We start from the raw sequence: 25,620 nt of genomic DNA on the forward strand, positions 1-25,620 counted from the left end.
GAGCGGCGGGCGCGCCACGGTGGGCGCGGTGCCCTCTGGGCGTACGGCCCCCGACGACCAGAAGCCCTACAGGCAAGGCGAGTTGGCGCTGTCCGCCGAGGAGATGCGGCGGGCGGGGCGGCAGGTCGTCGACCTGGTGGTGGAGCGGCTGCTGGGGGTCGCGGAGGGGCGGCCGCACGCCGTGCTCGGTGTGGCCGAGGCGCGGAGACTGGTCGGGCGGGAGCTGCCCGAGGAGGGCGCGGACCTCGCGGACCTCGTGGAGCGGGTGGCGCGTGACGTGCTGCCGCAGGGGGTGCGGTTCGACCACCCGCGGTGCTTCGCGTTCGTGCCGACGACCGGCAACTACCCCGCCGTGCTCGCCGACGCGCTGGCCTCGGCCTTCCTCAGCGTGCCCGGCGCCTGGCTGGTGGGCTCGGGCCCCACGCAGATCGAGCTGACGGCACTGGGCTGGCTCGCCGGGCTGCTGGGGCTGCCCGGCTCGTTCGGCGGGGTGTTCGTCAGCGGCGGCTCGGTCGCCAATCTGACGGCCCTCACCGCGGCGCGGGACGACCGGCTCGGCGGCGACCTCGCCCGTGCGCGGCTCTACTGCTCGACCCAGGCCCACCCGTCGGTGGCGCGGGCCGTGCACGTGCTGGGCTTCGGGCGCGACCAGCTGTGCGCGCTGCCGCCGGGGCCCGGCCTGCGGCTCGACGCGCGGGCGGTGCGCGAGCGCGTGGTGGCCGACCTCGCGGCGGGGCTGCGGCCGTTCGCCGTCGTCGCGACGGTGGGCACCACGAGCACGGGCGCGGTCGACCCGCTGCCCGAACTGAGCGCCGTGTGCGAAGAGTTCGGCCTCTGGCTGCACGCAGACGGCGCGTACGGCGCGGCCGCGGCGCTCACCTCGCGCGGCCGCGAGCAGTGCGCGGGGCTCGCCTCGGTGGACTCGCTGACGGTCGACCCCCACAAGTGGCTGTTCCAGCCGTACGAGGCGGGGTGCGTCCTGGTGCGCGACCCCGCGGTGCTCCGCGCGAGCTTCCGGATGGACCGCCACCGCCTCGACACCGGCTACCTCGCGCCCGCCCGCGCCACGGGCGAGGAGGTCAACCTCGACGACTACGGGCCCCAGCAGTCGCGCGGGCTGCGGGCGTTGAAGCTGTGGCTCTCGCTCTCCGCGTTCGGCGCCGCGGCGTTCAGGCGCGCGGTCGACCACGGCCTCGACCTCGCCGAGTACGCGGGCGCGCGCATCGCGGCCCACCCCGGCCTGGAGCTGGTCACCCCGCCGGCGCTCGGCATCGTGACCTTCCGGCACCGCGGCGGGCGCGCCCCGGACGGCGGCTGCGCGCACGACGACGGCTTCCAGGAGCGGGTGAGCGCGGCGGTGTGCGCCACCGGGGACGCCATGGTGCTCACCACCGAGGTGGCGGGGGCGCGCTGCCTGCGGCTCTGCACGATCAACCCGGCGAGCACGGAGGCCGACATCGACCGCACCCTCGCGCTCGTCGCCGCCGCGGGCGACGCGCTCTGACACCCGGGCATCCCACCGACCAAGGAGCACAGACCGCACCATGGACCTCGCACACTGGCTCGGCAGAGCTGTCGAGCAGCACGAGAAGTGGCAGGACGGCCACGGGCCGGGGCCCGGCCACCCCGCGCTCGACGTGGCGGAGGCCGACCTGTCGGCCGCCTTCGACGCGCTGGCCGAACGCCTCGGCGGTAGCTACCCGTTCTTCCACCCGCGCTACGCCGGGCAGATGCTGAAGCCCCCGCACCCCGTGGCCGTGACCGGCTATCTCGCGGCGATGCTCGTCAACCCCAACAACCACGCGCGGGACGGCGGTCCGACCAGCTCGGCGCTTGAGGAGGAGGTGGTGGAGGAGCTCGCCGCGATGTTCGGGTACGGGGAGCACCTCGGCCATCTCACGAGCAGCGGCACGCTCGGCAACCTGGAGGCGCTGTTCGTCGCGCGCGAGTCCCACCCGGGCAAGGGCGTCGCGTTCAGTGCGGAGAGCCACTACACGCATGCGCGGATGTGCCACCTGCTGGGCATCGAGGCGTACACCGTCCCGGTGGACGCGCGCGGCAGGATGGACGTCGACGCGCTCGAACGGCTGCTGTCCACCGGCGCCGTGGGCACGGTCGTCGCCACGATGGGCACGACCGGGCTCGGCGCCGTCGACCCGCTCCACCGCATCCTGGAGCGCACGCGCCCCGCGGGCGTACGGGTGCACGCGGACGCGGCGTACGGCGGTTTCTTCACCCTGCTCGCGCAGCCGGAGCAGGGCCCCGGGCAGACTCCCGGGCGGCCCCCCGGGCGCGGCACGGCCGCCGGGCGCGCGCTCGTCGACCCGGCGCCCTGGCGCGCCCTGCCGTCCTGCGACTCGGTCGTCGTCGACCCGCACAAGCACGGCCTCCAGCCGTACGGGTGCGGCGCCGTACTCTTCCGCGACCCGGAGGTGCGGCGCTTCTACGGGCACGACTCGCCCTACACGTACTTCACCTCGGCCAGGCCCCACCTGGGCGAGATCAGCCTGGAGTGCTCGCGCTCCGGCGCGGCCGCCGCCGCGCTCTGGCTGACGCTGCGCCTCTTCCCGCTGACCCGCGAGGGGCTCGGCCGGGTGCTCGCGCCCGGCCGCAGGGCGGCGCTGCGCTGGGCCGGGCTGATCGAGGCGTCGCCGCGGCTCGACCTCTACCAGCCGCCCGACCTGGACATCGTGACGTACCACAGGCACGGCGCACCGCCGGTGCTCAGCGGGGTCGCCGCGGCGAGCGAGGAGATGATGCGGGAGGGCATGCGGGACGGGGACGACGCGGTGTTCCTGAGCACGTCGCGGGTGAGCGCTGCCGCCTTCACGGCCCGCAGGCCGGACGCCGTCGCCGACGCGGAGGAGACCCGCATCCTGCGCAGCGTGCTCATGAAGCCCGAGGCGGAGCCGTATCTGGACCGGCTGCACGCCCGGGTCGAGGCGCTCGCCGCCGACTCCCTCGGCGCTGCGACGGCGGGCGCTGCCGCGGGGGAGGCCCGCCGTGGCTGAGCACGAGGCTGCGTACGAGGGCGGCACAGGCACCGCCGTTCCGCCGCCGGAGGACCGCGACCCGATGGCCGTCCTCGCCCTCCCCGACGACCTGCGCTTCCCCGGCACGCCCGCCGAGGCGGAGTACGAGGCGTACTTCAGGATCGGTCGCGCCCGCCCGGAACCCGGCCTGTGGACGCGCGCCCTGCTGCGCACCCAGTCGGCGTTCCTCGCCGACCTGCCGGCGACCGGGCTCGGCGACCGCGAACGCGCCGACCTGCTCGCCGGCTTCGTCCTGCTCGGCCACACCGCCCTCGCCGCTGCCCCGCCGCCCGCGGGCCTCGCCGACGAGGAGGAGCCGCAGCTGCCGCCCCCACCCGGCGGGCTGCCGCCGCTCGGGCGCTGGCGCCTCGGCCACCAGATCTTCCATCTCCTCCTTGCCCTGATGAACTCCCTGCTCGACGAGGCGATCCGGGCCGCAGAGGCCGCCGAGTGGCGCCGCGTCACCCCGCTCGTCGACCGGCTCAGGCTGCTCTACGACGCGGCCACCGCCGCCATGTCGTACGCGGCGGACTTCGGGGACGACCCGCTCGGGGCCTACCGGAGCGAGGTCCGGCCGACCATGGAACCGCCGTTCGTGAGCCCGGGGTTCTCCGGCACGTTCAACCGCGAGCACCGCGAGACGACCCGGCTGCTCCGGCAGCTGCGCCGCGCGCTCAAGGCGGCCGCCCCCGACGACCACGAGCTGCGGACCGCGGCCGACGCCCTGCGCGCGGCCCAGTCCCGCAACCGCGCCAACCACCTGCTCATCTGCGAACGCTGCGTCCCCGAAGGCGTCTCCCTGCTCAGAGAACACCTCACCGCCCAACGCCCACCCCACCCGCCCACCCCACCCGACGCCTGACCGCACGGCGGGCGTCGATCAGTGGTCGGCGCTTCCGGGCGGCACGACCCACTCGGCGGACTGTCCTGTGAGGGAGGCGATCATGTCGAAGTCGCCGTCGTAGTGCAGGACGGTGCGCCGGTTCAGTTCCGCCGTGGCGGCGATCAGCAGGTCCTGCAGGGACAGGGCCCGGTGGAAGCCCGCGTTGAGCGCGTGGCGCTGCGTTTCGAGGGCGCGTGCGAAGACGTCGTCGCCGGTGGGGAGGTAGTCGAAGGCGTGGAGCCAGGTGCTGATGCGGACGGCCTCGGCCCTGTCGCGCGCCGAGTGGATCATCTCGTACTCGGTGGGCCCGCACACCGCGAGCAGAGAGCGCTCGTGCAGGGGCCGCAGCACCTCCTTGACGGCGGGCTTCGTCCAGCGGGCGAGTGCGGACTTGTCGATCAGGTAGCGGTCCTGCATCAGGCGGCGCGGCCTCCGTCACGCTTGAGCGAGCCGTCGGCGTTACGGGGGCCGGTGCTCTCGACGATCTCGTCGAAGTCGAGTTCGCCGGCGTCCATCGCGTCGAAGAACTCCTGCCGCAGGTGCCTCTTGACGGCGTCCTCCATGGCGAGGCGCACGGCTTTCGCCTTGGTCTTGGTGCCGAAGATGCGCATGGCCTCGGCGACCATGTCCTCGTCGAGATCGATGACCGTCCTGGCCATGGGCGGCTCCTTCCGCGGAATGTCACTGCACACGAAACGATACCATGATGGCCTCAAAAATGATATCGTTCGAGGTGTCACCCATGGTCGGCGCGGCCGGGTGGTGGGGCGTGGTCAGTGGTTGCGGCGCAGGGCGTAGCCCAGGAGGCGGGAGCGGGCCTCGCGTTCGGGGACGCCCAGGGCCTTGCCCACGGTCTCCCAGGACAGCTCGTCCATCTCCACCGCGTACGCGGCGTCGCCCGCCACCCGCTTGACCGTGCGCTCAAGGTCCGCCACGGCCTTGAGCGCGGCGAGCGGTGCCTGGTCGACCAGGCTGTCGAGCCGGGATTCGACCTGGTCGATGAGGTCCTGGAGCCCGGCGGGCAGCGGCACGGAACGCGCCCTGACCTCGTCCAGGTGGCGCTCCCAGTCCGCGTAGGGGCCCGGCAGGTCGATGTCGTACGGGTCCTCCCCGTCCGCGTCACCGCCTTCGAGCGCGCCCCAGTCGATCGCGTACCGCCCGGCGCCGCGCCAGCCGCACGAGCAGGCGCCGCGCACCTCGCTCGCGCGCGGCCTGTTCAGGCGGCCGTCGTAGACCCACCAGTCGCTGATCTCGTGCATGTTGCTGCTGCTGCCGAGGTCCACGTAGACCGGCTTCGGCTCCGTGCCGTCGGCGAGTAGCGCGCCCGGCCTGCCCTCGTGGGACCTGCCGAACTCGTCCGTGCTCCAGCCCATGGCCGCCTCTCCGCCCTCTACGGCTGCTCCCCGGCCATTACACCAACAAGGCAGCGGCGGCGGGGGCCTGTCGTGGACAACTGGCCCGAACGAGCGGTGCCCGGCGGCCTCGGACTCAGCGGCGCCTGCCCCCTGCGGCCGCCTCGCGCTCCTCCGCCCTGCGCACCAGGTCGAAGCAGAGCACCGCCGCGGCGCTCGACACGTTGAGCGACTCGACGCCGCCCGCCATCGGGATGCGCAGGGACCTGTCGACCCAGCGGTCCGCCTCGGGCGAGATGCCCTCGGTCTCGTTGCCGAGGACGAACGCCACGTCGTCAGGGAGGCGTTCGGTGTAGAGCGAGCCGCGGGCCGCGCCGGAGAGGCCGTAGGTCCTGTACCCGGCGCCGGAGAGCGCTTCGAGGGCCTCCGCGGCCGTGCGGCAGCGCAGGATCGGCGCGTGGAAGGCGACGCCCGCCGAGGCCTTGATCACCAGCGGATCCACGCCGGGCGAGCCCACCCGGGGCAGTACCACGCCCGCGACGCCCGCGGCCGTCGCCGTGCGCAGGATCATGCCCACGTTGGACGGGTTGTTGACGCCGTCGAGCACCAGGACGCCCCGCCCCTGCGCGGCGCGCTCCCTCGCCGGGCGGTCGAGGAACTCGGCGAGCGGCGCCATCCGCGGCGCCACCACGTCGGCGATGATCCCCTGGTCGTGCTTGCCGTTGCCGGCGAGCACCTTCACCCGGTGCGCGGTCGCGGACCTGACGGGCACCTCGCGCCGCGCGGCGAGCCGCAGGATCCGGTCGAGGTTGTCGCCGCGCGCGTTGTCCGCCACGACCAGCTTGTCCACCCGCAGCTCGCGGTCCTGGAGCACTTCGAGCACCGGCATCCGCCCGTAGACGGTGATGAAGGTGTCCTTGGGGGAGCGCGCAGGGGCGGGTTCCGGGGTCCGTGCGGTGCCGCGGTGGCCGGTGGGGCGGGAGCCGTTCATGGGCCGATTGTCCCGCACGGCCGCGGCTGCCCGCGCCCCGGCCGGGACGCGGGCAGCCGCCCGGGGGCGGGGAGCGGCGGGCTCAGAAGCCGACCGCGACCTCCAGCCACTGCGCGTTGCCGTGCGAGATGTACGAGGACTGGCCGGCCACGTCGTCGTACGGGAAGCCGTACGCGAGGCCGTTGATGGCGTGGTCGTGCCAGAACTTCGCGTAGTAGTTGGCCGGGCCCGCCTTGTAGTACTGGCTCGGGTCCGACTGCTGGGACGCGGGCAGCTGCGCCACGTGCCGGTTGAGTGCCGCGCACATGTCGGGGTTGCCGCCCATGGAGCCGGCGCAGCCGAAGATGTACTGGGTGGTCTCGTTCACGCCGACGGACTGCGCGTACGCGGTGAAGTAGTTGGCGTTCACGCCGCCCGGCTGGAAGCTCGGGTCGCTGCCGGGGGCGATGATCCGGTACGGGGCCTGGGTGCGGGCCAGCACCTGGAACTGCTGCGGCACGGCGCTCACGAAGTCCTGGAAGACCTGGTCGCGCGGCTCGTTGAACAGCGCCTGGCTGTCGCCGACCTGGACGTCGTACCCGTCGGTCGCGTGCAGCCGCATCGCGAGCGGCAGCGCCCACGCGTCGACGCGGGTGGTGTTGCCGTTGAAGACGCCGCCGCCGACGGTGAATTCGATGAAGTCCTGGTACTGGCTGGTGGGCGAGCCGACGTAGAAGTACATGCGGCCCGACGAGTTGGCCGGCATGTCGAGGTAGGGCTGCTCCGCGATGGAGTGGGTCTGCCCGTTGAAGCTCCAGTAGACCTGGCTGTCCGGGTAGGCCCCGTTGGTGCGGTTGAGCACCTTCACCATGATCATGTTGTGGGCGGGCGGGATGGTGCTGGTGTCGCCCCAGAACGCGTCGCCCGGCGGGTTGGTGCCGCCCGGCGGGTTCGTGCCGCCCGAGTCGCCGGTGCCGTACACCTGGAACTCGTAGAGCGAGTAGCCGTACGGGGTGGCCCGCTTGGTGCCGTACATCCGGACGTAGCGGCCCGAGCCGCTGACGTCGAGGGTCTGCACGCCGCCGGTGGCGTTGGTGGTGGAGTAGACCGTCGTCCAGGTGGTGCCGTTGTCGGACGTCTGGATCTGGAAGGCGGTCGCGTACGCGGCCTCCCAGTGGAGCACGACCTGGCTGAGCTGCGCGGTGGAGCCCAGGTCGACCTGGAGCCACTGCGGGTCGGAGAAGCCGCTCGACCAGCGGGTGCCGGTGTCGCCGTCGACCGCGGCGGACGCGGGCGTGCCGGGCGCCTCGGTGGACGAGGCGGTGGCGGCCCTGCCCTGCGAGAGCAGGGTGCCCGCCGCGTGCGCCTGCGGGGCCTGGGTGAGGGCGAAGAGGCAGGCCGCGAGGAGCGCGACCAGGACGGGAAGGGCCACCAGGGGTCTGGGGCGGAGGCGGGCGGGGGGTCTGTGCACCAGCGCGGTGCTGCTCGACATGGTGTCTCCTCACGGGAGTGGGGGGCGTCGGAGCCTCGCCCTGCCGCGCACGCTCGCACCGGACGTTTCTGAGAGCGCTCTCAGCGGGGCGACTGTTTATATTCCGGTTGCGGCCCGGCCGTCAACGGTTCTGTCAAAGGATCAAGTAGTTTGTTCCGACGCCGAGTTGGCGCGGCGCGGGCGCGGCGGGCGGTGGGCCCGTGGGCGGCGCCGGGGTCTGCGGGGAGTGCGCGGGGCGACCGGGTGCGGGCGGTGGTGGGGGTGCGTTCCGGGTGGCCGGGGCCGGGCGCCGGGCGGCCGTCTGGCCGGTGTGGTGGAGCTGTGGCGGATTGGTGGCGGCCGGGTTCCGCAGGGCCGGTTCCGGAGGCGGCAGTTCCGCACGGGTCGTCGGCTGTGCGGGCGAACGTGGGGGAAGGCGCGGCCCGATGGGTCTCGCCGCGCGGCCACACCTGCGGGACCCGCTGCCCGGAGTTTGAAGTTCCGCTTGTGCAGGTGGAGATGGCGCCTTACTCCTTGTGCGGCTTTTGCTCCTCTTGCACTCCTCCTTGTGTCACAGCTTTGCTGCAACACCCTCTAGTGCTGGTGTGTTTTGCCCAGGCCACTTGTGTCACGTGCGTGTCGGTGCGGCATACTCAGTGCCCCGGCCATCAGGCACGGACACCAACTACCTCGGCGGCGGCAGCTCCTCGTCGACGCGCGCGTCGCAAAGGCCCGCGGCACGGCGTGCTGGGCACGTGAGCACTGCTCGGAACCCGTCACCGCCACGTATTCAGGAGTACCGAAGTGCAGAGTTCATTCGCGAGACGTCTGATAGGTGCCGCCGGAGTGGGTTCCATGGCCGCGGCGCTGACGCTTGCCGGTGTGGGCACCGCGTCGGCCCACGGCCGCGGCGGCGACAACGGTGGCGGCCACTGCAGCTCCGTGCAGCTGAAGTTCTCCACCGACGGCGGCAAGACCTGGCAGCAGAACGGCATGCTCGGCAGCGCGCCCGAGAGCATCGAGGCCAAGCTCGACGGCCGTGTCACCAAGGGCTGCGAGTACCCGATCTCGCTCGCCGCCTACAAGACCGACGGGCCGACCTGGGAGACCTCGGGCAACCAGTCGTTCCTCGGCGTCGACCAGGGCACCCTGTCGAGCAAGACCGACACGGTCACGCTCCAGGTCAAGGGCGTCGACACGTCGGTCTGCTTCGGCCAGATCGACCTGTACGGCAACAACAAGGTCTACGACGGCAAGAGCGGCGCCCTGCCGCACTTCCCGAACGTCTCCACGCCGGAGAACCTGATCACGGCGTGGAACGGCGCGTACGACAAGTGCGAGGAGGGCGGCGGCTCCACCCCGCCCACCACCCCGCCCACGACGCCGCCGACCACCCCGCCGACGACGCCCCCCGACAGCACCTCGCCGTCGCCGAGCGACTCGTCGAGCCCGTCCACCTCGCCGTCGGACTCCTCGTCCCCGAGCCCCTCTTCGCCCGTGCCGAGCAGCAGCGCGCCGGCGGGCGGCACCCCGGTGCAGCCGTCAGGTTCGCCGGTCGCCCAGCCGGTGTCGAGCACGCCGACCCTGGCGGAGACCGGTAGCGACAGCTCGCAGACCACGACGTTCGTCGCCGCGGGGGCCGCGCTCGTCGTGATCGGCGCCGGTGCCGTGGTCTTCACCCGCCGCCGGAACCGTACGCAGGCCTGACCCCGTACACCGCACGCCGCCCGGGCGGCGCACCGGCCGGACCGCACCCAGCGGTCCGGCCGGTCGGCATTTCCCGGCCAGGCGGTCCGGTGGCCCGGCGGTCCGGGGCCTCCCGGCCGGGCGGCCGGGTCCCGCGGGTGCGGCGGCGCGCTCAGCGGTAGGTGTTGTTGCTGGTGTGGTCGCCCGCGAGCCAGGACCGCAGGTCCTCGCGGGCGGTGCGCCTGCGCTCGGCGTCCGTCTCCTCGATGCCGGGGGCGTCGCGGGTGAACTCCAGGAGCAGGCCGTTGGGGTCCTGGGTGTACAGCGAGCGGCAGTAGCCGTGCTCCAGCACGTATGTCTCGTCGGGGAGCCACCCGGCGTCCTCCAGCCGCTGCGCGATGGCGTCCTGGACCTCGGCCGTGACCTTGACGGCGATGTGCTGGAACGGCGAGTGCGGCATCCTCGGCCCGAACTCCCGCTGGTCGGACTCCTCGGCGAACTGGAAGAACGCGAGCGCGCTGCCGTCCCCGAGCCCGTAGAACGTGTGGCAGTACGTGCGGACCTTGCCGAACAGCTCGTCCGCCTCCTTCCACGTCGCGATGAGCGGCAGGCCGACGAGGTCCTCGTAGAAGGCCCGCGTCGCCTCCTGGTCGGTCGTCACATAGGCGTTGTGGTGCAGGCGGCTCGGCAGGGCCTGGGGCATCGTCGCTCCCTCGGTTGCGTGCGCCGGACGAGTGTCCGGCCTGCGGTCGGGCGGGTCGACGATTCTCCCTGTCGGGTACGTTGTCAAGGTTCCGCCGCGCACTCGCGCACCGGCGGGCCGCCCGTACGCCGAGAGGAGCCGCCCCATGCCGCGCAAGGCGACCACGCCCGACTTCATCGAGGCGCTGGCCCGCGGGCTCGACGTCATCACGGCCTTCTCGGCCGACCGCCCCGAGATGTCGCTCAGCCAGGTCGCCCAGACGGCGGGGCTCGCGCGGCCGACCGCCCGCAGGATCCTGCTGACCCTCCAGGAGCTGGGGTACGTGCGCTCCTCGGGCGACCCGGGCGCCCTGCGGTACGCGCTGACGCCCCGGGTGCTCGACCTCGGTGTCGCGTACGTGCGCTCCACCGGCCTGTGGGAGGTGGCGAGGCCGCACATGGAGCGGCTGGTGGCGCGGACCGGCGAGTCCTGCTCCGCCGCCCGGCTCGACGGCGGCGACATCGTCTACGTGGCGCGGGTCGCTGTCCCGAAGATCGTGACGCTCGCCGTCCAGATCGGCACCCGCTTCCCCGCGCCCGCGACCTCGCTCGGCAAGGTGCTGCTCGCCGCGCTCGGCCCGGGTGAGCTGGCCGCGGCGCTCGGCGAGCCGTCCCGCGCCGGGGTGGTGCCGGCCAGGAACCTGCCGGACGAGCAGCTCGCGGCCGAGCTGCGGGAGGTGCGGGCGCGGGGGTGGGCGCTCGCCGACGAGGAACTGGCGCCCGGCATCAGGTCGGTCTCGGTGCCGCTGCGGGACGGCGAGGGCCGGGTGATCGCCGCGCTCAACGTGAACGCGCACGCCGCCGAGACCTCCGTCGAGCACCTGGTCGGCCACCACCTGCCGCTGCTGCTCCAGACGGCGGGCGAGATCGGCACGGACCTCGCGCGCCTGGCCGCCGTACCCCACGCGACCCTGGAACCGAGCGGCGCCTGACCCCCGCCCTGCGCGGGCGCGTTCGACGCGAGCGCCCCCCGGGCCCTCGGTGCCTCAGGGGTGCCGCCGCGCCGGGTGTGCTTGACGTCCGGGGCGTCTGCGGTGTCCCATCGGGGCGGGTGCGGACACCTGACCGGTATGCGGACGCGGTCGAGGTGCCGGGGCGCGAAGACGAGAGGCGGGGCCGGCATGGCGGAGGGCGGGACGGGCGCGGGGTCCGACGGCGCGGGGCCGCGCGTGCAGGGGCCGGGCGGGGCGCCGCTCGCCGGGCTGCTCGTCGCCGACTTCTCCCGGGTGCTCGCGGGCCCCTACGCGACGATGCTCCTCGCCGACCTGGGCGCCACCGTCGTCAAGGTCGAGGGCCCTGCGGGCGACGAGACCCGCGCCTGGCGGCCGCCGGTGCGCGGCGGGGTGTCCACGTACTACCTCGGCGTGAACCGGGGCAAGCGGTCGATCGCGCTCGACCTGCGCGACCCGGACGACCTGGCCGCCGCGCGCGAACTGGCCCGCCGCGCCGACGTGCTGATCGAGAACCTGAAGCCGGGCGGCATGGCGCGGTTCGGCCTGGACCACGCGGCGGTCGCCGCCGGGAACCCCGGCGTCGTCTACGCCTCCATCAGCGGCTTCGGCTCGGGCGCGGGCGCCCATGTGCCGGGGTACGACCTGATGGTGCAGGCCGTCTCCGGCCTGATGAGCCTCACCGGCGACCCGGAGGGCCCCGCCTACCGCGCGGGCATCTCCGTCTTCGACGTGATGGCGGGCAACCACGCCGTCATCGGCATCCTCGCCGCGCTGCGGCACCGCGACGCCACGGGCCGCGGCCAGCACGTGGAGGTCAACCTCCTGTCGTCCGCGCTGACCGGCCTGGTCAACCACTCGTCCGCGTACGTGGCGGGCGGCACGGTGCCGTACCGCATGGGCAACGCGCACCCCAGCGTCTTCCCGTACGAGCCGCTGCCGACCGCCGACCGGGAGCTGATCGTGACGGCCGCCAACGACGGGCAGTTCAGGGCGTTGTGCGAGGTGCTCGGCCGCCCGGGACTCGCGGACGACCCGCGCTTCGCGCACAACGCCGACCGCACCGCACACCGCGACGCGCTGCGGCCCGTCCTGGTGGAGCTGCTTGCGGCGCGCGGCGCGCAGGAGTGGTTCGACCTGCTGGTGGCCGCCGGGGTGCCGTGCGGCCCGATCAACACCATCGACGGCGGCTTCGCGATGGCGGAGCGCTTCGGCCTCGACCCGGTGGTCGAGGTGGGCGAGGGCGAGCGCGCGCTGCCCACGACCCGGCACCCGATCACCTTCTCCGCCACACCCCCGCGCTACGAGCTGCCGCCGCCCGAACTCGACGAGCACGGCGCCGAGCTGCGCGCCTGGCTCGCCGCACCGCACGCCCCCGACGCCACCGCGTGAGCGTCCGACGCCCGCACGGCGCCCGCCCGCACGGCGCGGACCCGCGCGTGCCCGCAGAACCGAAGGAGTCCCGTATGACCGGTGAACAGACGCGGCCGCAGGGCCGGGACGGCGGATACCCCACCGCGCTCGGCGCCGCATCGCCCACCGCGATCACCCTGCTCGGACAGGACCTCGCCGCGGACGTGATGGGCGAAGTAGGCTTCGGCGAGCTGGCGTTCTGGCTGGCCGCGCAGCGCCGTCCCACGCCGGGCCAGACCCGGGTGTTCGAGGCGGTACTCGCGGCGCTGGCCGACCACGGCTTCACACCGACCGCGATCGTCACCCGGCTCACCTACCTGTCGGCGCCCGACTCGGTGCAGGGCGCGCTCGCCGCGGGCCTGCTCGGCGGCGGCTCCCGCTTCCTCGGCGTCACCGAGGACACCGGCCTCTTCCTGCACGAGGTGCTCGCCGCGCACGAGGGGCGGCTGCCCGCAGACGACGCGGAGTGGGACGCGCTGGCGCTCGCCGCGGTCGCCGCCCGCCGCGAGAGCGGCGCCCTCGTGCCGGGCCTCGGCCACCACGTGCACAAGCAGGGCGACCCGCGCACCCCGCGCCTGATGGAGATCGCCCGCGCGGAGGGCGAGTTCGGGCCGCATCTGGAGCTGTTCGCGGCGATCGGCCGGGTCCACCCGCGCGTCCTGGGCAGGACGCTGCCCCTCAACGGCGCGGGCGTGTGCGGCGCCGCCCTCGCCGACCTCGGCCTGCCCCTGCAACTCCTGCGCGGCTTCGCGCTGCTCGCGCGCACGGCGGGGCTGCTCGGGCAGCTCGCCGAGGAGCTGCGCCACCCTGTCGCCAACGACGTCTTCCTCTCCGTCGACCTCAACAACCGGCCCGTGCCGCCGGAGCCGTACCCGCAGGGCCCCACCGGCGGGGAGCGGGGCCGTGGCTGAGCCGCCGCCCGAGCCGGTCGTCGTGCTGGTGCACGGCGCACACCACGACGGCGGCTGCTGGGCGCAGGTCGTGCGGCTGCTCGCCCTGCGCGGGGTGCGCGCGCACGCCGTGGACCTGCCGCTGACCTCGTACGACGACGACACGGCCGCGGTGCGCGAGGCCGTGCGCCGCGCGGCGGCCGGCGGCAGGCCCGTGGTGCTCGTCGCGCACAGCTACGGCGGCCTGCCGGTCTCGGCGGGCGGCCACGGCGCCGACCGCCTCGTCTATGTCGCGGCCAGGATGCCGCTGCCGGGGCGCTCGCCCGCCGAACTGACCCCGCGCTGGGGCCACTTTGCCTACCGCGCCGCCTGCGCCGTGCGCGCGGACGGGGCCGTCGTGCTGCGGCCTGAGGCGCGTGACGTGCTGTACTCCGCCTCGCCCGCGGTCCTCGCCGACGCGGCGGTCCGCGGCTGGCGCCCGATGTGGAGCGCGGTGCCCGCGGAGCCGCTCGCCGACCCCGCCTGGCTGCACCGCCCGACGCTGTACGTGGTGTGCGCGCGGGATCGCACTGTACGGGTCGAGGCGCAGCGCGCCTGCGCGGCCGAGGCCGCCGAGAGCGCCGAACTCGACTGCGACCACGCGCCGTTCCTCTCGGCGCCCGGTGCGCTCGCGGCACTGCTCGCCGGGCAGGCGGCGCGGGCGGTGCAGGCGGCGCGGGCGGTCAGCGCGCCGCCGACATCGCCAGCAGGAACCACGCCGAGTGCGGGATCCACTGCTCGGTCCACCGCCAGCCGTTGCCGGTGGCGCGGTGGTGCTCCGGCATGAAGGCGATGTCGCGCTCGTCCTCGAAGCCGCCGGTGATCCCGTTGAGGATGCCGCCGGGGACGTTGGGGTAGTCCGGCTTGTACTCGACGTTGTTGCGGCCCACGCCCTTGATCATCGAGGAGTCGAACGGGTTGAGGCCCGTCACCCAGTGCAGCTGGTCCTCGGCGAGCCTGCACAGCCGCTCGCGCAGCGCGTCGTCGCACTCCTGCTGCCCGGAGCCGAGGAAGGCGGCGTAGGCGACGGAGCAGATGTCGGCGTTCTGGCCCTGCCACCAGTAGCCGGTCTCGTTGTCGTGCGGGAAGAAGAAGCTCGTGCGCGGCTCGGCGCCGGTCGGCTGCACGAACTGCCGTGCGCAGCCGAAGGGGTTGGCGACCTCGTCGGCGAGGCGGGCCGCGTCCCGCAGCAGGGCCAGCGCGGTGCGGCGCGCCTCGGCCGCGAGCGGGGAGCCCGCGCACACCTCGGCGTAGCGCAGCAGCGCGACGGCGGGCAGCCCCGACTCGGCCGCGTGGAAGTAGGGCCTGCCCTCGACGTCGCCGACCAGGTAGTGGAAGCCGCGGCCCGAGTCGGTGCGGCGGTCCATGAGCTGCCGGGCACGGCGGTCGGCGGCCGCCGCCGGCACCGGGTCGCCGCCCGGGGTGGCGCGGACCAGTTCGACGGCGGCCATGAGCGCGCAGTAGTCGTCGATGACGGACTCCTCGCCGTCGTACAGGTACTCCTTGTTGTGCTCCTCCAGGTGGTCGAAGCCGCGGCGGGCCGCCGCGAGGTAGTCGGCTGAGGTGAAGTCGCCGTGGTCGTCGAGGGTGGCGGCGCGGGCGAGCGCGGCGATGGCGAAGCCGCCGCCCTGCCGGTAGGCGGCCTGCCAGCGCTGGGTGCGCACGGAGTCCTGGAGGGGCGCGTTGATGACGCGCTCCTGAAGGTCCTTGGTGAGCGCGTCGAAGATCGCGGTGTAGAAGTGGCCCTCGGGCGACTGGAAGCGCACCAGGAAGTCGGCGCCGAACAGGGCTTCGTCGCGCAGCCGGTCGCCGAGCGCCTTCAGCAGCTGCGGGGTCCGGCGCGTCAGGGTGTCCCGCGCCTCCATGAACGCCCAGGCACAGAGCGGAAGTTGCTGCGGGTTCATCATGCGCGTGTAGTTGAGGTGGCTGAGGAACTTGCTGTAGTCGCCCGAGGCGTCGAGCCAGCCGCCGCGCGCGTCGACCGTGCGTCCCGAGTCGTCGCGGTAGAAGCGGGCGGTGCGGTCCTTGCGGTCGATCGCGCCGCTCGATCGCACGGACTTGAAGTAGTAGAGGATGTCGGAGAGCGTGCTCTGCTGGAGCACGCGCTCCCCGATGCGGAAGGGCTCGGAGGCCGCGTCGCCGCAGACGACGCGGAAGACGCCCTCGGTGCGCACCTCGCTGAAGTCGATCACCCGGAAAGTCCCCACCGACCAGCGGTCGACGGCCTGCCGGGGCCCGACGGCGAGCGGTGTGTCGACGCCCTCGCCCACCAGCCGTGCGGCGCCCGCCCCTTCGGCGCCCGGGTCGGCCCCCGCGGCCTCGGCGCCCGCCGGCAGGGGGCCGGGGAGCAGGATGACCGCCTTCTTGCTGCCGGCCGTGTTGTAGCCGATGTGGTTGGTCAGGATCGTCGCCATCGTGCGGGACTCCTCCGGAACAAGAGTGGTATTGGGTGGTCTGTTGTAGACAATTCCCCGACCGGCGCTTCGAGGGGCGGACCGGGTGGCAGCACGAGGCCCGAATACGCCTTATAGCAGGGATTTCCTGGGCTCATCAAGCCCTGTGACGCGATGAGTTGAGCGCTGCTGCCGGATCGGCTCTGGCTCATGTGGTGTTCTCGGGTTGCGTTGACGTTACGTGTTGTATTGCTTTGGTTCAACTGGTACGGTCCCCGCATTCTTTCGGTTGTCTGATCAGTCCGGCGCGCCCATGACGCGACGAGACGCGATGAGAGGTGCGCATGGCCGTCAACCAAGCGCTGCCCCGGGCTCTGAGATCACTCGGGGGTGGCCGCCGCTCCCCGAACCCCCCGGACGCACCCGCGACCCACGAACCGCCCGCCCGCCGGACCAGGTCGTTCCTCACACGGCTGCGGCAGGACTCCCCGCTGCTGTTCATGGCCGCGCCCGCGGTCATCGTCCTGCTGCTCTTCACCTATGTGCCACTGCTCGGCAGCGTCGTCGCGTGGATGGACTACGTGCCGTTCCTCGGCTTCACCCACTCCCAGTGGGTCGGCTGGGACAACTTCACCGCGCTCTTCCAGGACTCGGCCTTCTGGTCGGCGCTGTCCAACACCTTCCAGATCACCTTCCTCCAGCTGGTCCTCTTCTTCCCGGTGCCGATCCTGCTCGCCGTGCTGTTCAACGCGGTGGCCATGCCGATGGCGAAGAAGTTCGTGCAGTCGGTGATCTACCTGCCGCACTTCCTGTCGTGGGTCATCATCGTCGCGCTGTTCCAGCAGGTGCTCGGCGGCGGCGGCGTCATCAGCCGGATCCTCGCCACCCACGGCCACAAGGGCCTCGACATCATGTCGGACCCCTCCACCTTCAAGCTGCTGCTGACCGCGCAGGGCATCTGGAAGGACGCGGGCTGGGGGACGATCATCTTCCTCGCCGCAATCGCCGCCATCGACTCCCAGCTCTACGAGTCCGCCACCGTGGACGGCGCGGGCGCCTGGGGCCGCTTCTGGCACGTCACCCTGCCCGGCATGCGGCCGATCATCGTGCTGATGCTCATCCTGCGCCTCGGCGACTCGCTCACCGTCGGCTTCGAGCAGATCCTCCTCCAGCGCGACGCCGTCGGCCCGGGCGCCGCCGAAGTCCTCGACACCTACGTCTACTTCAACGGAGTCGTCGACGGGAACTGGGGCGTGGCCACCGCCGCGGGCCTGCTCAAGGGCGTCGTCAGCCTGCTGCTCGTACTCGCGGCCAACAAGCTGGCGCACCGCCTCGGCGAGGAAGGGATCTACCAGCGATGAGCAGCAGTTACGCCCGCCCCGCGTGGCTGGGCAGGCCGAAGCCGGTGGGGATCGCGCTGCGCGGGCTCGCGCTGCTGCTGATCTGCGGCGTCGTCGTCTTCCCCTTCCTGACCGTCGTCTCCACGAGCCTCGCCACCTCCAAGCAGATCAACGCCAACGGCGGCTACGTGCTGTGGCCCGACTCCGTGTCGTTCGAGGCGTACCGCGAGGTGTTCGACGGCACGCAGGTCGGCCGGTCGATCGTGATCAGTGTGCTGGTCACCGCCGTCGGCACCGCCTTCAGCCTGCTGTGCACCGTCCTCGCCGCATACGGGCTGAGCCGGCGCGGCAGCCTCTTCCAGCGCGGGCTGCTCTCGTACGTCCTGATCACCCTGCTGTTCGCGCCGGGCATCATCCCCGTGTACCTGATGGTCAAGCAGACCCATCTGCTGGGCAGCTACTGGGCGTTGATCATCCCCACGGCGGTGAGCGCCTTCAACATCGTGATCGTGCGCGGCTTCATCCAGAACATCCCGCGGGAACTCTTCGACGCGGCGCGCATCGACGGCGCGGGGGAGTGGCGGATCTTCTTCTCCGTCGCGCTGCCGCTGTCGAAGGCGGTGATCGCGGTGGTCGGCCTGTTCATCGCGGTCGGCTACTGGAACAACTACTTCGGCCCGCTGCTGTACCTCAACGACACCAGCAAGTGGCCCCTCCAGCTGGTGATGCGCTCGTTCGTCCTCCAGAACAGCGTCACCACCACGTCGAGCACCCTCCCCAGCCAGGCCGCCCCGCCCGCGCAGTCCGTCCAGATGGCGCTCGTCGTCATCGCCACCATCCCGATCCTGTGCGCCTACCCCTTCCTCTCGAAGCACATGTCCAAGGGGATGCTCACCGGGGCCATCAAGGGCTGAACCGCAGGTTCACGCCCCCTCCTCCACGGAGTGACATGACTCGTTCCCAGCTTCCGCAGCTCAGCAGGCGCAGCCTGCTCAAGGGCGCCGCGATCGCCGCCGCGGGTGCCGGCGCCCTGTCCACCCTGACCGCCTGCGGCGACGGCGGCTCGGGCGGCTCCGGCAGCGCGCCGGGCACCGGCTCGTCCGTGCCGATGCCCACATACGTGCGCCCGAACGCGCCGAAGCCCACCTACCCGGGCAACGCGGCCGGTGTGATGGACGTCTATGCGTCGTTCCCGCTCGACGGGGCGCGCAGTGTGCACACCGAGGTCGGCGACGGCAAGGACTTCGAGTTCCTCGCGATGACGTACGGCCAGCCCGCGCCGCCCGTCTCGCAGAACGCCTACTGGCAGCTCCTGAACAAGGAGATGAACCTCGACATCAAGGGGACGCTGATCCCTTCGGGCGACTTCCAGACCAAGTTCCCCGCGCTGGTCGCGGGCAACGACCTGCCCGAGGTCGTCTCGGTCCCGATGTACGTGCCCCTCTCGCGCCTCCCGCAGCTCGCGCAGAGCGAGTTCACTGACCTGAGCGAGCACCTGTCGGGCGACGCGGTGAAGAAGTACCCCAACCTCGCGGGCATCCAGGAGAGCGGCTGGGCCAACGGCTACTTCGACGGGCGGATCTACGGGGTGCCGCGCTCCGACCCGGTCTTCGAGACCCTGATCTACACCAAGACCGACGTCGTCGAGCGGGCGGGCGCCGACCCGGCGCCGAAGAACCTGGCGGAGTTCACGGCCCTCGCGAAGGCCGTCACCGACCACCGGGCCGGCGTCTACGCGTTCGGCGGCACCGACAGCGGTGTCGCGCTCGCCAACACCATGATGATGATGTTCGGCGTCCCCAACCAGTGGACGCGGCGCGGCGACGGCTCCTTCGTCTCCTCCTACGAGCACGAGCAGTTCATCCCGTCCATCGACGCGATAGGGAAGCTGTTCAAGGCCGGGTACTTCCACCCGGACGCCCCCACCATGAGCAAGACGCAGCACGACTCGCTGTTCCGCGCGGGCAGGCTCGTCCTGATGGAGGAGGGCAACCGCGCCTACGGGATCGTCGCCACCGACCGCGACCTGCAGTTCGGGATGATGGTCCCGTTCGAGAAGGACGGCGGGAAGCCGCTGTACTGGGAGAACTCCGGCGCCTACGCCGTCACCATGATCAAGAAGAGCGCGCCGAAGGCCCGGGTCGAGCGCTTCCTGCGGGCCATGGACTACCTGGCGGCGCCGTTCGGCAGCAAGGAGTCCTTCGTCATCAACTACGGGCAGAAGGGCACGGACTACACCCTCCAGAAGGGGGTGCCCGTCGTCACCGACCGGGGCCAGCGCGAGCAGGACCTGAGCATCCAGTTCACGGTCGGCGGCCCGCAGACCCTCTGCTACCCGCAGGGCGCGCCCGGCGTCGACAAGGCCAACTGGGACTGGCAGATGAAGGTCGCGCCGATGTTCCTGAAGAACCCGGCCGTGCACCTGTACTCGCCGACGAAGGACACCAAGGGCGCCGCGCTCACCCAGCACATGCAGGACGCGATGAAGGCCGTCGCGTTCGGCAGGGCGCCCGCCTCGTCCCTGAAGGACGCCGTGCGCACATGGAAGCAGAACGGCGGTGACCAGATGGCGCGCGAGTACGCGCAGTCCGCGAAGAAGTCATGACGGGCGGCCCCGAGGGCCGGGTTCCCGCCGCGCCGTGCGGCGCAGGACGGGCCGCCGCGCGTACGAGAGGAGCGGGAGGACCCCGATGAAACTGCGAGGCTCAGCCTCGGCCCTGGTCGTGGTGGAGGGCACCGACCTCCACCACGACCTGATCGGCGCGGCCCTGGCGCTCCAGGAGATCGTCGCGGAGGCCGGCATTCCCGCGGGGCGCGCGGTCGGCCTCGACCGCTTCACCGACCCGCTGCCCGCGACGGCCGAGGCCGACGTGTACGTGCTGTACCGCTCGTCCACGGTGTTCGCGCCCGCCCAGCAGCGCGCCCTGTCCGACCTGGTCGCCGCGGGCAAGGGCGTGGTGGCGCTGCACGCCAGCAACCTCTTCGGCTTCGGCCCCGGCGGCCTCGGCGCCGACGCCGCCGCGCACCGGCTGATCGGCTCCCGGTACCTCTCGCACGGCAGCCACGGCTCGGAGGGCCGCTTCGACGTGCGCGTCACGGCCGGCCACCCGGTCACCCGGTACCTCGCGGACTTCGCCATCGACGACGAGTACTACCTGCTGGAGTACGCGGACGACATCCGCGTGCTGGCCGAGCGCCGCACCCCAGAGGGCACGGCCGAGCCGGTGGTGTACGTGCGCGAGCACGGCGCGGGCCGGGTCTGCTACAGCGCGCTCGGGCACGACCCGCGCGCCTGGGGCAACCCCGGCTTCCGGCAGCTGGTCCGGCAGGCCGTGCTGTGGGCCGCCGGGCTCGACGACGAGGCGGAGGTGGCGAGTTGGTCGACCCGCTGGCCGCTCGGCAACGCCAGGACGATCGGTCCTTGCGCGGCCCGCCACCACGACGCACCGCACGAGGAAGGCGACGGCGCATGACCCCCACACCCCCGCGGCCAACAGCCGCTGACACCCCGGGCCCGGCGTCCCCCGCGCCCGCGCCCGCGCCCGCCCCGGCGCCCGCCGCGCCCGCGCACCGACCGCCGCCGATCGCGGCCCAGTTGTGGTCGCTGCACGAGCAGGCGTCCCTGGACCTCTTCGGCGTGCTGGAGAAGGTGGCAGAGCTCGGCTACCCGGCCGTCGAGACCATCAGCCTGTACGGGCACGCGCCCGGCGCGGTCCGCGACCGGCTCGCCGCGCTGGGCCTCGTGCTGTGCAGCGCACACGCGCCGTTCCCCGCGGGGGAGAAGGCGGCCGCGGTCCTCGACATGTACCAGGAGGCGGGCGCCGACACCCTCGTATGGAGCCTGGAGCCCGAGGAGTTCGCCGACGAGGCCACCATGCTGCGCGGCCTCGCCCGGGTCAACGAGGGCGCGGCGAACGCGGCGGAACGCGGCCTGCGCGTCGGCTACCACAACCACTTCGCCGAGTTCCGCGCCGCGTTCGGCGGCAGGACCGCGTACGACGTGCTGCTCGACGCGCTCGACCCCGCGGTCGTGCTGGAACTCGACACCTACTGGGCGCACACCGGCGGCGCCGACCCCGCCGCCGTCGCCGCCGGGCTCGGCCCGCGCCTGGAGTCCGTCCACCTCAAGGACGGGCCCGCGCGCGGCATGGACGACTACATGGTGCCGTTCGGCGACGGCGTCGTGGACGTCGACGCGGCCGCGGCCGCCAACCCGCATGTGCGCTGGAACATCGTGGAGATGGACCGCTCGCACCACGACATGTACGAGCTGCTCGGCCGCGCCTACGACCACCTCGTCGGCCGCGGCCTGGCCTCAGGAGAGGTGTGACCCCCATGCGTGTACTCCTGCTCGGCGGCACCGGCGTGATCTCCGCGGCCGTCGTGCGCGAACTCGCCGCCCGCGACACCGAGGTGACCGTGCTGGTCCGCGGCACCGCCACCGGACGCCCGGTGCCCGACGGCGTACGGGTGCTCCGCGCCGACCTGCGCGAGGCGGCCGCGGTCGACGCGGTCCTCGGCGACGAGGCGTTCGACGTCGTCGTCGACTTCATCGGCTACCACCCCGACCACGTCGCCGCCGACGTGGCCCGCTTCACCGGCCGGGTCGGGCAGTACGTGTTCATCTCCACCGGCTCGGTGTACGCGCGGCCCGCGCCGCGGCTGCCGGTGGACGAGTCCTCGGCGCGCCGCGCCGGCGCCTTCGACTACCCGCGGCTGAAGCTGGAGTGCGAGACCGCGGTCGAGGCCGCGTACCGCGACGGCTTCCCCGCGGTGATCGTGCGGGCGGCGCACGTCTACGACGAGACGGTGGTGCCGGTGCTCGCCGGGTGGACCGTCGTCGACCGGTGGCGGCGCGGCCTGCCCGCCGTCGTCCACGGCGACGGCACCTCGCTGTGGAACCTGCTGCACGCACGGGACTTCGCGCGCGCCCTGTGCGCGGTGCTCGGCGACGACCGGCTGACGGGCGAGTCCCTGCACATCACCCATGACACCCCGCTGACCTGGGACGCCATCCATGTCGCGCTGGCCCGCGCCGCCGGTGTCGAGCCGCTGCTCGTGCACCGTTCGAGTGAGGACATCGGCCGCGAGATCGCCTGGATGGGGCCCGTACTGACCGAGGACTTCCGGCACTCCCTTGTCTACGACAACAGCAAGCTGCACCGCCTCGCCCCCGGCCTGCCCGCCGCCGTCCCGTTCGCGCGCGGCGCCGATGAGATACTCCGGTGGTACGAGGCCGACCCGGCGCGGCAGCGCGTCAACGCGGACGTCGACGCCGCCTTCGACCGGCTGGCCGGGGTGCGCCGTGACTGAGCCCCCGCACAGCGCGCCCGGTGGGACGATGGAGCGGGGAGCGGCGCGGGCGCGCCGGCGGCGGCAGGGAAGGACGGGAAACCGGTGAACACGACGCCAGAAGGCACGGCGCCCCTCACCGTGGACCACCACGAGCCCCTCTGGGTGCGGGCGGCCGCCGTCATCGAACAGCGCGTCAGGGACGGCTCCCTGCCCAAGGGCCGCAGGCTGCCCGCGGAGCGCGAGCTGTGCGCGCAGCTCGACATCAGCCGGGTCACCCTGCGGCGCGCGCTCGCCCACCTCGGCGAACAGGGCGTGCTGCGCAACTCGCACGGCCGCGGCTGGTACGCGGCGGGCGCGCCCACGCCCGCCGCGCCGCACGGCCGCGGCCCTGCCGACCGCGGCGAGTCCCAGGGCCCCGAGCGCGCGGACCGCGAATGGCCCAACTCCCTCGAATCGTTCACGGAGACCGCGCTGCGCAAGGGGCTCGTGCCGTCGTCGCGGGTGCTGCGCGCCGAGACGGGCCCCGCGAGCCTGGACGAGGCCGACGAGTTCGGGGTCGCAGCGGGCACCGAGCTGTTCCGCCTCGACCGGGTGCGCTGCCTCGACGACCTGCCCATCGGCATCGACGCCTCGCGGGTGGTGCTGCACCTGGCGCCGCATCTGACGGAGGCCGACTTCACCCGCTCGTCGATGCTCGCCGAGCTGACGGCGGCCGGGTGCGAACCGGTCAACGCCGAGTCGATGATCGAGGCCAGGGGCTGCCCCGGGGAGCTCGCCGAGCACCTCGGGCTCGCGCCGGGCGACCCGGTCCTCGTGATGCAGCAGTCCATGGCGGACGCGAGCGGCAGGACCGTGCTCGTCACCACCATCACCTACCGGGGAGACCGGTACCGGCTGCGGACGTCGTTCGTCCGCGGCGGCTCCCTCTGAACCTCCCGCACCCCACGTCCCGCGTGTCCCGACCCGCTGCGGGCGCCCGACCGGCGCGCACCGCCCGCGCGCGGGCCGCGGGCGCCACCTCCACCCACGCACAGGACCGGCCACGCCGCCGCCGGGACCCGCGCCGCCCGCCCGGGCGCCGGGGCCCGGGCCGGCGGCGCGGCGGCCGGCCGTGAAAGGAACCCTGCCGTGTCCGTAGTGCCCGAGGGGACCATTCCCTACCTGGAGGGCCGCGCGGCGCAGCCCGCCGCCCTCGAACGGGTCACCGCCCGCGTCGCCGACCGGATCGGCGCGCTCGACGCGCCCCTCGACGCGCTGCGGCCCGCCTTCGTCGGCATCGGCGCGAGCCATGCCGCGCTCGCCCTGCCCGTCCGGCTGCTTGCCGGGCGGGGCGTGGCCGCACGGCGGTTGCTCGCCGGAGACCTCGGCCCGCGCCCGGCGACCGACGACGCGGACCTGGTGGTCGGGGTGTCGCAGTCCGGCCGCTCGACGGAGACGCTCGACGCGCTGCGCGCCGCGGGCCCCGAGCGCACCGCCGCACTGGTCAACACCGCACCCTCGCCGGTCGCTTCGGCCGCAGGCCGGGTCGTCGACCTCGGCGGCGAACCCGACAGCTACGCCTCGACCGTCGGCTACACCGGCACCCTGATCGGCCTCGCGCTGATCGCGGGCGCGCTCTGTGGGGTGCCGCTCGCGCGGGCCGCCGCCGAGTGGGACGGCATCGGCGAGCGCCTCGAACGGTACGAGCGCACGGTCGGCGCCGCGGTGGACGCGGTCGCGGACCGCGCCGCGTCCGTCGCCGCCGCCGACCTGGTGGGCGCGGGCGCGGCCCTCTCCGTGGCCGAGGAGGGCGCGCTGCTGCTGCGCGAGGTGTGCCGGGTGCCCGCGGCGGCCATGGTGACCCGCAACTACCTGCACGGCGCGATGGAGTCGGCGGGCCGCACCCTGCACGTGGTGGTCGGCGACGGCCGCGAGGTGCGGCTCGCCCGTACCCTCGCGGCCGCCGGGCATCTGACGCTCGCGGTGACGGCGGCGCCGCTCGCCGCCTCCGACGTGCCGGGCGGCGCGCTGTTCGTCGCGCCCGTGCCGGACGGCGTGCCGCTCGCGGTGCGCACGGTGCTCGAGACGGTGGTCGTGCAGCGCCTCGCGGGGACGCTCGCGGCGAGCAGGGGCGTGGAGATCGAGGAGTTCGTCTTCCGCAACGACGACACCAAGACCGAGGAGCCCGTCGCATGAGCGGCCCCGACACCCGCCGGGCGCAGGGGAGTCACGCCCCGGCGGGCGCGGGTACGGACCCGGCGGGCGCGGCAGGAGAGGCCGTCGTCGGCGTGGACGCCGGCGGCACGAAGACCACCCTGGCGCTCGCGGACGCGGCGAGCGGCGCTCTGCTCGGCGAGCACACCGTGCCGAGCGAGGGCTGGACGACCAGGTCGCTGCGGGACGCGGCCGGCTGGCTCACCGCACGGGTCGGCGCCGCGGCCGGAACCGCGCGGCCCGCCGCGGTCGCGGTGGGTGCGCACGGCTGCGAGACGCCGGAGCAGTGCGAGCGGCTCGCCGCGCACACGGCGGCGCTGCTCGGCGTCCCCGTGACCGTCGTCAACGATGCCGAACTCCTCGTGCCCGCCGCCGGGTTCGACCACGGCATCGGCGTGGTCGCGGGCACCGGGTCGATCGCCGTCGGCCGCCACGCCGCGTCGGGCGGCCACCTCAAGGCGGGCGGCTGGGGGTGGGTGCTCGGCGACGAGGGCTCCGCTTCCGCGCTCGTACGGGAGGCGGCGCGCGCGGTGCTCGCCGCCGCGGACGCGGCCGGGCCCGGCGGGGTGTCCGATCCGCTGGCCGGGGCGCTGCTCGCGTCGTTCGACCGGCCGGGCCTCGACGAACTCGCCGCCGCGATGAGCTGGGACGGCGGCGTCGAGACCTGGGGGGCCCACGCGCCCGCCGTGTTCGCGGCGGCCGACGCCGGGTCCCCGCTCGCGCGCCGCGTCGTCGCGGACGGCGGCCGCGCGCTCGCCGCCCTGGTGGCCCTGCTGGTGGCGAGGGGCGCACGCGCCGACGCCGTGGTCGCCGCGGGCGGCGCGATCGCCGCGCAGCCCGCGCTGTTCGACGCGTTCGCCGCGGGCCTGGCCGACGCCGTGCCGGGCGCTGCGCCCACCCTGCTGAGCGTCCCGCCCGTGCGCGGGGCGCTCGCCCTCGCCCGTAACCTCGTCCGGTCAGGAGGCCGTTGAC

At 73.7% G+C, this 25,620-nt stretch carries 24 protein-coding genes; 17 read left to right on the forward strand and 7 right to left on the reverse strand.

Annotated features, from left to right (window positions below; translation table 11 throughout):
* Nucleotides 1-28: 28 nt before the first annotated feature.
* From AB0910_RS12605 to AB0910_RS12615, 3 genes are read left to right on the forward strand one after another with little or no spacing between them, the layout of a single operon-like run.
* Nucleotides 29-1,504 carry a pyridoxal-dependent decarboxylase gene (locus tag AB0910_RS12605; protein ID WP_366744549.1) on the forward strand — a complete coding sequence of 492 codons (1,476 nt, stop codon included), beginning with the start codon at nt 29-31 and terminating at the stop codon, nt 1,502-1,504.
* Nucleotides 1,505-1,544: 40 nt separating this feature from the next.
* Entirely contained in the window at nt 1,545-3,011 is a 1,467-nt protein-coding gene (locus tag AB0910_RS12610) for an aminotransferase class I/II-fold pyridoxal phosphate-dependent enzyme (protein ID WP_366744550.1), read from the forward strand.
* Complete coding sequence (locus AB0910_RS12615) at nt 3,004-3,894, forward strand: hypothetical protein (protein ID WP_366744551.1); 891 nt, start codon at nt 3,004-3,006, stop codon at nt 3,892-3,894. Before AB0910_RS12610 ends, AB0910_RS12615 begins: the two co-directional genes overlap by 8 nt.
* A gap of 18 nt (nt 3,895-3,912) precedes the next feature.
* Here AB0910_RS12615 and AB0910_RS12620 read toward each other — a convergent pair whose 3' ends face one another.
* From AB0910_RS12620 to AB0910_RS12640, 5 genes are all read right to left on the reverse strand, one after another.
* Entirely contained in the window at nt 3,913-4,332 is a 420-nt protein-coding gene (locus AB0910_RS12620) for a PIN domain nuclease (RefSeq protein WP_366744552.1), read from the reverse strand.
* Nucleotides 4,332-4,574 carry a type II toxin-antitoxin system VapB family antitoxin gene (locus AB0910_RS12625; protein WP_366744553.1) on the reverse strand — a complete coding sequence of 81 codons (243 nt, stop codon included), beginning with the start codon at nt 4,572-4,574 and terminating at the stop codon, nt 4,332-4,334. Before AB0910_RS12625 ends, AB0910_RS12620 begins: the two co-directional genes overlap by 1 nt.
* Nucleotides 4,575-4,688: 114 nt before the next feature.
* The gene (locus AB0910_RS12630; RefSeq protein ID WP_366744554.1) at nt 4,689-5,288 is read right to left on the reverse strand and encodes a hypothetical protein; all 600 of its coding nucleotides are present in this window, start codon (nt 5,286-5,288) and stop codon (nt 4,689-4,691) included.
* A 115-nt stretch (nt 5,289-5,403) separates the two neighbouring features.
* Nucleotides 5,404-6,258 (reverse strand): RNA methyltransferase, encoded by an 855-nt coding sequence (locus tag AB0910_RS12635; RefSeq protein WP_366744555.1) that lies wholly within the window; start codon nt 6,256-6,258, stop codon nt 5,404-5,406.
* 82 nt (nt 6,259-6,340) lie between these two features.
* Nucleotides 6,341-7,729, reverse strand: a complete 1,389-nt coding sequence (locus AB0910_RS12640) for a beta-1,3-glucanase family protein (RefSeq protein WP_366744556.1) — start codon at nt 7,727-7,729, stop codon at nt 6,341-6,343.
* Between the two features lie 834 nt (nt 7,730-8,563).
* On the opposite strand from AB0910_RS12640, the gene AB0910_RS12645 reads away from it, so the two are divergent.
* A complete protein-coding gene (locus tag AB0910_RS12645) occupies nt 8,564-9,415 on the forward strand; it encodes an LAETG motif-containing sortase-dependent surface protein (protein ID WP_366744557.1) in 852 nt (283 codons plus the stop codon).
* Nucleotides 9,416-9,566: 151 nt separating this feature from the next.
* Here the strand turns inward: AB0910_RS12645 and AB0910_RS12650 are convergent, their stop codons facing one another.
* Entirely contained in the window at nt 9,567-10,097 is a 531-nt protein-coding gene (locus AB0910_RS12650; protein ID WP_366744558.1) for a VOC family protein, read from the reverse strand.
* Nucleotides 10,098-10,242: 145 nt separating this feature from the next.
* Here AB0910_RS12650 and AB0910_RS12655 point away from each other — a divergent pair, with 145 nt between their 5' ends.
* The 4 genes from AB0910_RS12655 to AB0910_RS12670 all read left to right on the forward strand — a co-directional run bounded on the left by AB0910_RS12655 (nt 10,243) and on the right by AB0910_RS12670 (nt 14,214).
* A complete protein-coding gene (locus AB0910_RS12655) occupies nt 10,243-11,067 on the forward strand; it encodes an IclR family transcriptional regulator C-terminal domain-containing protein (protein ID WP_366744559.1) in 825 nt (274 codons plus the stop codon).
* A 189-nt stretch (nt 11,068-11,256) separates the two neighbouring features.
* On the forward strand, nt 11,257-12,477 hold the full coding sequence (locus tag AB0910_RS12660) for a CoA transferase (protein WP_366744560.1): 1,221 nt from the start codon (nt 11,257-11,259) through the stop codon (nt 12,475-12,477).
* Between the two features lie 74 nt (nt 12,478-12,551).
* A complete protein-coding gene (locus AB0910_RS12665; protein ID WP_366744561.1) occupies nt 12,552-13,409 on the forward strand; it encodes a citryl-CoA lyase in 858 nt (285 codons plus the stop codon).
* On the forward strand, nt 13,402-14,214 hold the full coding sequence (locus AB0910_RS12670; protein ID WP_366744562.1) for an alpha/beta fold hydrolase: 813 nt from the start codon (nt 13,402-13,404) through the stop codon (nt 14,212-14,214). Before AB0910_RS12665 ends, AB0910_RS12670 begins: the two co-directional genes overlap by 8 nt.
* On the opposite strand, the gene AB0910_RS12675 is transcribed toward AB0910_RS12670, so the two are convergent.
* The gene (locus AB0910_RS12675; RefSeq protein WP_366744563.1) at nt 14,111-15,841 is read right to left on the reverse strand and encodes a glycoside hydrolase family 9 protein; all 1,731 of its coding nucleotides are present in this window, start codon (nt 15,839-15,841) and stop codon (nt 14,111-14,113) included. The two genes, AB0910_RS12670 and AB0910_RS12675, sit on opposite strands and share 104 nt — an antisense overlap.
* 323 nt (nt 15,842-16,164) lie before the next feature.
* Here AB0910_RS12675 and AB0910_RS12680 point away from each other — a divergent pair, with 323 nt between their 5' ends.
* The 9 genes from AB0910_RS12680 (at nt 16,165) to AB0910_RS12720 (ending at nt 25,619) form a co-directional block, all read left to right on the forward strand.
* The gene (locus AB0910_RS12680; protein WP_366744564.1) at nt 16,165-17,181 is read left to right on the forward strand and encodes an ABC transporter permease subunit; all 1,017 of its coding nucleotides are present in this window, start codon (nt 16,165-16,167) and stop codon (nt 17,179-17,181) included.
* Nucleotides 17,178-18,074, forward strand: a complete 897-nt coding sequence (locus tag AB0910_RS12685; protein ID WP_366744565.1) for a carbohydrate ABC transporter permease — start codon at nt 17,178-17,180, stop codon at nt 18,072-18,074. The genes AB0910_RS12680 and AB0910_RS12685 overlap by 4 nt, the downstream gene beginning before the upstream one ends.
* Nucleotides 18,075-18,109: 35 nt before the next feature.
* A complete protein-coding gene (locus tag AB0910_RS12690; protein ID WP_366744566.1) occupies nt 18,110-19,765 on the forward strand; it encodes a hypothetical protein in 1,656 nt (551 codons plus the stop codon).
* An 85-nt stretch (nt 19,766-19,850) separates the two neighbouring features.
* Nucleotides 19,851-20,633: a ThuA domain-containing protein gene (locus AB0910_RS12695; protein ID WP_366744567.1), complete on the forward strand. Its 783-nt coding sequence runs from the start codon at nt 19,851-19,853 to the stop codon at nt 20,631-20,633.
* Nucleotides 20,630-21,490, forward strand: coding sequence for a sugar phosphate isomerase/epimerase (locus tag AB0910_RS12700; protein WP_366744568.1), 861 nt, complete (start codon nt 20,630-20,632; stop codon nt 21,488-21,490). The genes AB0910_RS12695 and AB0910_RS12700 overlap by 4 nt, the downstream gene beginning before the upstream one ends.
* Before the next feature lie 5 nt (nt 21,491-21,495).
* The gene (locus AB0910_RS12705; protein ID WP_366744569.1) at nt 21,496-22,473 is read left to right on the forward strand and encodes an NAD-dependent epimerase/dehydratase family protein; all 978 of its coding nucleotides are present in this window, start codon (nt 21,496-21,498) and stop codon (nt 22,471-22,473) included.
* An 84-nt stretch (nt 22,474-22,557) separates the two neighbouring features.
* Nucleotides 22,558-23,385, forward strand: coding sequence for a GntR family transcriptional regulator (locus tag AB0910_RS12710; RefSeq protein ID WP_366744570.1), 828 nt, complete (start codon nt 22,558-22,560; stop codon nt 23,383-23,385).
* Nucleotides 23,386-23,583: 198 nt separating this feature from the next.
* Nucleotides 23,584-24,630: a hypothetical protein gene (locus AB0910_RS12715; RefSeq protein WP_366744571.1), complete on the forward strand. Its 1,047-nt coding sequence runs from the start codon at nt 23,584-23,586 to the stop codon at nt 24,628-24,630.
* Nucleotides 24,627-25,619: a BadF/BadG/BcrA/BcrD ATPase family protein gene (locus AB0910_RS12720; protein ID WP_366744572.1), complete on the forward strand. Its 993-nt coding sequence runs from the start codon at nt 24,627-24,629 to the stop codon at nt 25,617-25,619. Before AB0910_RS12715 ends, AB0910_RS12720 begins: the two co-directional genes overlap by 4 nt.
* Nucleotide 25,620: the final 1 nt, after the last annotated feature.

This window comes from Streptomyces sp. NPDC047002 (assembly GCF_040704505.1).
Classification (GTDB): Bacteria; Actinomycetota; Actinomycetes; order Streptomycetales; family Streptomycetaceae; genus Streptomyces.